The organism is Vibrio sp. 10N.261.51.A4, assembly GCF_041471945.1.
GTDB classification, from domain to species: Bacteria; Pseudomonadota; Gammaproteobacteria; order Enterobacterales; family Vibrionaceae; genus Vibrio; species Vibrio crassostreae_C.
In genome coordinates this window covers 56,046-62,128 of record NZ_JBFRPJ010000082.1, presented here as the reverse complement: position 1 = coordinate 62,128, position 6,083 = coordinate 56,046, and the positions used below count along the sequence as shown (strand labels likewise).

Below are 6,083 nucleotides of genomic sequence, written 5' to 3'. Positions count from 1 at the left end.
GCGACAGTAGGCTCTTCAATCGTCAGATCGCCACTAGCCATCACTTGAACATCATCGGTAATAGTGACTGACAGAGGTGACATTAAAGAATCATCACCGTCGGTATCAACCGCGTAAACTGGTAGTTCAAACGTGAAGTCGTTATTGCCACGACCATCCTCGTGGTCGATATTCTCCAACAGCGTAAAGGTATATTGCCCCAGAGTCGCAGCGCTAAAGCTTAATGTGAAAATCTGTGTTTCTACATTAGAGGCACTAGTTGTAAAACCAACATAGTTACCTGAGCCTGTCGGATCTTCTTTCAGATCAATTGGCAGACCATCGGATTTCAATGAGTCATCACTGTTGAACTCACTTGGCTCTAAACGGAATTTCTCAACATCATCGCTTTGATTCGTGAATGAGATGGTTTCCGTTTGGCTAACCGCACTACCACTTGGCAATGAGCCATCAGCGAGATCCGCTTCTTTAAGTGATACGCTCGGCACCGCATCAATAGTCGGATTGTCACCATCAGTAATGGTCAGCGTAATGGTTGAAGTCACCGGGTCGTTATCAAAATCGCTTGAAGTCACGACAATCGACTTCACGATATCTTCACTAACTGAGTGGTCTAGATCGCGATTAGGTTCAAAGCGCACTTCCCCTTCAAGGGTGATATAAAGCTCACCTTCAGTGAAGCTGAACAGCTGTTCACCAGTGTCATTCTGATCAAGTGTTCTTAGTTGACCGTCATAGGTGAACTGAGTGATCGTCGCGCCATCAGCACTCTGATTTGGCATCACATCAATGGTGTTGGTTGTGATTGTGCCATCAGCCAGATTTGGCTCGATGATATCTAACGTACCGTCTTGCATGATTTGGACATCATCACCGATGGTCACGTTTAGCTGAGACACCAATGAATCATCGCCGTCCGTATCGACCGCATAAACAGGCAGATCGAAGCTCAGATCGTTCTTATCTAAACCATCTACATGGTCTAACGCTTCAAGCAGAGTAAAGGTGTATTCACCCAATGAGCTCGTAGAGAAAGCAATCGTAAACACTGGGATTTCAGCGCCCGAACCGTTGGTAATAAAGCCAATGTAAGTACCCAGATTAGCCGAATCTTCTTTTATCTCAACCGCAAATCCATTCGATTTCAGTGCACCGCCCACATTGAACTCTGTTGGCTCAATACGGAAACTGGTCACATCATCACTTTGATTGGTGAAGGTAATCGTCTCAGTTTGACTAACTGCAGTGCCACTTGGCGCAGAGCCGTCACTAAGATTGATTTCAGACAGAGTAACGCTTGGCACTGCATCAATGGTTGGGATATCACCATCAGTAATCGTCAGAGTGACCGTTGACGTCACCACATCGTTATCTAAATCGCTTGAAGTCACCACTATCGACTTGACGATATCTTCGCTAGCTGTGTGATCTAGGTTGCGATTGGGTTCGAAACGCACGTCACCTTGAAGAGTGATGAACAACTCGCCTTCAGTGAAGCTAAATTGCTGCTCACCATTGTCCGTTTGATCCAGTGTTCGAACTTGACCGTCATAAGTGAACTGAGTGATCGTCGCACCATCGGCGCTTTGCTCTGGCATCACATCGATGGTATTGGTTGTAATTGTGCCGTCTGCAAGATTTGGCTCAGTGATATCTAACGTACCACCTTGCATGATTTGAACATCATCACCGATGGTTACATTTAACTGAGACACCAGTGAATCGTCGCCATCGCTATCAACTGCATAAACAGGCAGATCAAAGGTCAGATCATTGTTCGCTAAACCATCCACATGGTCTAACGCTTCAAGTAAGGTGAAGGTGTACTGGCCTAAATTGGTATCTGAGAAGCTAATCGTGAACACGTTAGTTTCAACATTCGAACCATCAGTAACATAACCGATGTAGCCGCCCGGTGTGGTTGGGTCAGCTTTCAGCTCGACAGCTAATCCGTTTGATGTGAGAGTGCCGCCAAAATTGAACTCAGTCGGTTCAATACGGAAGCTGGTCACATCATCACTTTGAGTGGTGTAAGTAATAGTTTGAGTTGAGCTAACCGCGCTACCGCTTGGTGCAGAGCCATCACTCAGATTGGTTTCCGACAAGTTCACAGTTGGCACATTATCAATGGTCGGAATATCACCATCGGTAATGGTCAGCGTGACGGTTGAGGTAAGCACATCGTTATCGGAGTCACTAGATGTCACCACGATTGATTTCACAATGTCTTCGTTCAGCGTGTGGTCGAGATTGCGGTTGGGCTCAAAGCGCACTTCGCCTTGAAGCGTGATGAATAGTTCGCCTTCAGTAAAACTGAATTGCTGTTCACCATTGTCATTCTGATCAAGGGTTCGTAGTTGACCGTCATAAGTAAACTGAGTGATCGTCGCGCCATCAGCACTCTGATTTGGCATCACATCAATGGTGTTAGTTGTTACCGTACCATCTGCAAGGTTGGGCTCGACGATATCTAACGCAATATCTTGCATGATTTGAACATCATCACCGATAGTGACATTTAACGGAGACATCAGTGAATCATCGCCGTCACTGTCTACCGCATAAACAGGCAGATCAAAGCTGAGCTCGTTGTTACCACGGGCATCTTGATGGTCCAACGCTTCAATGAGTGTGAACGTGTATTCACCTAATATGGTGCTAGAAAAACTCAGCGTAAATACCGTGGTTTCGACATTCGTCGCACTAGTAGTAAAACCAATGTAGTCACCCGACCCTGTCGGCTCTTCACGTAACTCAACGGCTAAACCGTTCGATTTAAGATCATCGTTAGTATTGAATTCCGTTGGTTCAATTCGGAAACGAACCACATCATCACTTTGGTTGGTAAATGTGATGGTTTGAGTGGAGCTCACCGCGCTGCCACTAGGAGCGGAGCCATCAGTCAGATTTGTTTCAGAAAGGGTTACGCTTGGAATAACGTCAATCGTAGGGTTATCACCATCAGTAATCGTCAGCGTTACGGTAGAAGTCAGAGAATCGTTATCGAAGTCACTTGAAGTCACCACAATCGACTTCACGATGTCTTCGCTCGTTGTGTGGTCTAAATTACGATTTGGCTCAAAGCGTACTTCTCCTCCAAGAGTGATATATAGCTCGCCTTCCGTGAAGCTAAATTGCTGTTCGCCTGAAATGCTTTGATCCAGTGTGTTTACGACACCGTCATAAGTAAACTGAGTGATTGTCGCGCCGTCAGCACTTTGCGTTGGCATCACATCGATCATATTGGTCGTTACAATACCACCAGCCAAATCAGCAACATTCGGTTCAACGATATCTAATGTGCCGTCTTGCATGATTTGAACATCATCACCGATGGTCACATTCAGTTGCGAAACCAATGAATCATCGCCGTCTGTGTCAACCGCATAAACAGGTAGATCGAAGCTCAGATCGTTATTATCTAAACCATCCGCATGGTCTAACGCTTCAAGCAAAGTAAAGGTATATTCGCCCAAAGCACTTGTAGAGAAAGCAATCGTGAATACAGGAACTTCAGCGTTCAAGCCATCAGTAATAAAGCCTATGTAAGTACCTGGATTAGCCGAATCTTCTTTAATCTCTACCGTAAACCCATTGGACGTCAGAGCACCACCGACATTGAACTCGGCTGGTTCAATACGGAAACTCGCCACATCATCACTGCCTGCAGTAAAGGTAACCGTCTCGGTAGCGCTGACCGCACTTCCGCTTGGAGAAGATCCATCAGCAAGGTTGGTTTCTGAGAGAGTAACAGGCGGGATCAAATCAATGATTGGATCTTGGCCGTCAGTGATACTTAGCTCAAGCGATGAAGTGTCAGTGTCTCCATCACCATCTTCAGCTAAAAACGAGAACTGTTTGACGAGAGTTTCACTGCTTGAGTGGTCGATATCACGAGCGACTTCAAAACTAAAATCGCCATTTAGTGAGATGGTTACAACACCCTCAGTAAAACTGAATGTTTGAACAGCATCTGGCAGCAAGCTCTGATCTAGTGAGTAATCAACACCATCATAGTTAAAAGATTGAATTGTCGAGCCATCAGCGCCTTCGAAGTTGAATAGGTTATACGAAACAACGGTATCGCCGGCTAAAGTTGGTTCCGTGACTGACTCAACTTTATCAACTAGCTCAACAACATCATCTGTGACATTAACGAGAATCTCTGCGGCTTCTGGTGTACTCGAACCGCCAGATAGTGCAGAACGGTCGCCATCTGCATCAACAGCATAAATTGGCAATGCAAAAGTTAGCAGCGCATCTTCAGCGCCTTGATGAGAAAGTTCTTCATAAAGATTAAACTCATAGTTGCCCAATGAAGGGCTATCAATTTTAACATCAAAGACCGTAATTCGAGAACCATTGACTTCAACATAGCCTTCGTACGTTCGCACACCATTGGTTTCATCAACCAGCTCGAGTAACACAGCCTCACCATTTGAAACCAAGGTGCCACCCGTATTAAATTCCGTCGGCTCCAGTTCATAATGGTCGATGATGTCGCTTTCGAAAATATCGGCAGTGATACTTCCGCTCCCCGCTACAGGCGCGGTTCCCTCTTGTGAGCCACCAATGATGCCTGCTTCATCGACACTAATACTGTCGACATTAGTAATGACTGGGCTATCGCCATCAGTGATAACAATGTTGATGTTATTGGTTACAACATCTTGGTCGAAATCGGTAATCGTGATCGGTAAATCGAACGTCAGTGAATCGGTGCCCACTTGTTCTATTGGATTAAACTGCTCGAATTTATAAGTACCATCGGTATCTAGTGAGATAGTGAGAACAACCTCACCTCGACCTTGAATGGACAAAGTGATCGTTGTCCCATCATCAGATAGCCTTGCAAGCGTATTTTGATTATCGCTGAGCAACCCATCAAACTGGTCCAGTGCACCAGCATCAAATACAGCTGATTGAAGATTATCACTACCAATATTGGAGAACGTTCCTTCAATTGCTGCACTGCTAGTTTCTACGTTACTGATATTCACACTTTCAGCAGACGGATCGCCCCCATCAACCACGGCAACTTGCGCATTAATTGGTGTTGCTAATGGGTTTCCGGCGGTGTCTTCACCTTGAATATCAAAAGTGATGTTAATTTGATCGCCTGTATAGGAAACCTGACCGCCACCAACAGACGTTACGTGATCAATTGGTTGAGAAATCGTTGTGGTCAATGAAAGCTCAGCGTTGTTTCCAACACTAACAACATCGATGTCGATGCGTAATACTTCATCGGTGCCTTGAACACCAATGATAGAGTTCGTCGCCGCATCATAAGTAAACGTAACGGGCTGACCACTTGAGGTAATATCACTGTTTAGCTCTGTGAGTAGCGAAGCGAGGGACAGTGCATCTGGAGCGAAAGAATCAGGGGAGAGCGCTAAACTACCAGCAATAATCGTTTCAGTAGTTGTAATAGATTGGGGGTAGGTATTATCAGAAATGGAGCCTTCAGTGAGCACTTCACTGATTGATTGACCGCCCAATGAACGAGTTATTGTTCTAAATTGTTCTCTATCTTCATCAACCGATTGATCTGCTAAACCTGCGGTTTCAAAGAATGTCGATGGCTGAGTCTGTGTGTAGTTGTAATCAATAGTGACAAAGCCGGAGTTTGCAGAACCTTGTCCAGCACCAGCGGCCGTTGCCTCTAGGATTTGAGTCGGATCGGCACCACCTAAAATGGCTTCTTGAATTGCAGCAAGGTCGTCTTCGGTGAAGGTTTCTGCGTCCGCTTGCTGTAAGTCAAAATTAACCTCACCGGCTATTGGGGCGTCTACCCATGCAGCATTTTCATCAATACAACCGACACAATTCTCTGCAACTGGAATTGAATCATTCTGCACACCTAATACAAGTTCTGACTTGTTGGCCGTAATCACGATCTCATTTTCACGGATGATATCGCCAATTGAAATTTTTCTTGCGCTGCCGTCTGGCTTAACGACCACAACATGTCCACTAACTGCCTCAACTACAGCAACCTGGCGTGAAACTTCGATATCCATATATCCCCCGTAGTCACAAAACACTGCTCTCGAGCGCTGTGAAAATTATTGGTAATAACA

Annotated in this window: 1 protein-coding gene; it reads right to left on the bottom strand. The window is 45.4% G+C overall.

Going from position 1 to position 6,083, the window contains the following annotated elements; all coding sequences use genetic code 11:
- Positions 1-6,023, bottom strand: a 6,023-nt coding sequence (locus AB4384_RS18420) for a retention module-containing protein (RefSeq protein WP_372129918.1), incomplete at its 3' end; no start/stop codon positions are given.
- Between the last annotated feature and the right edge of the window lie 60 nt (positions 6,024-6,083).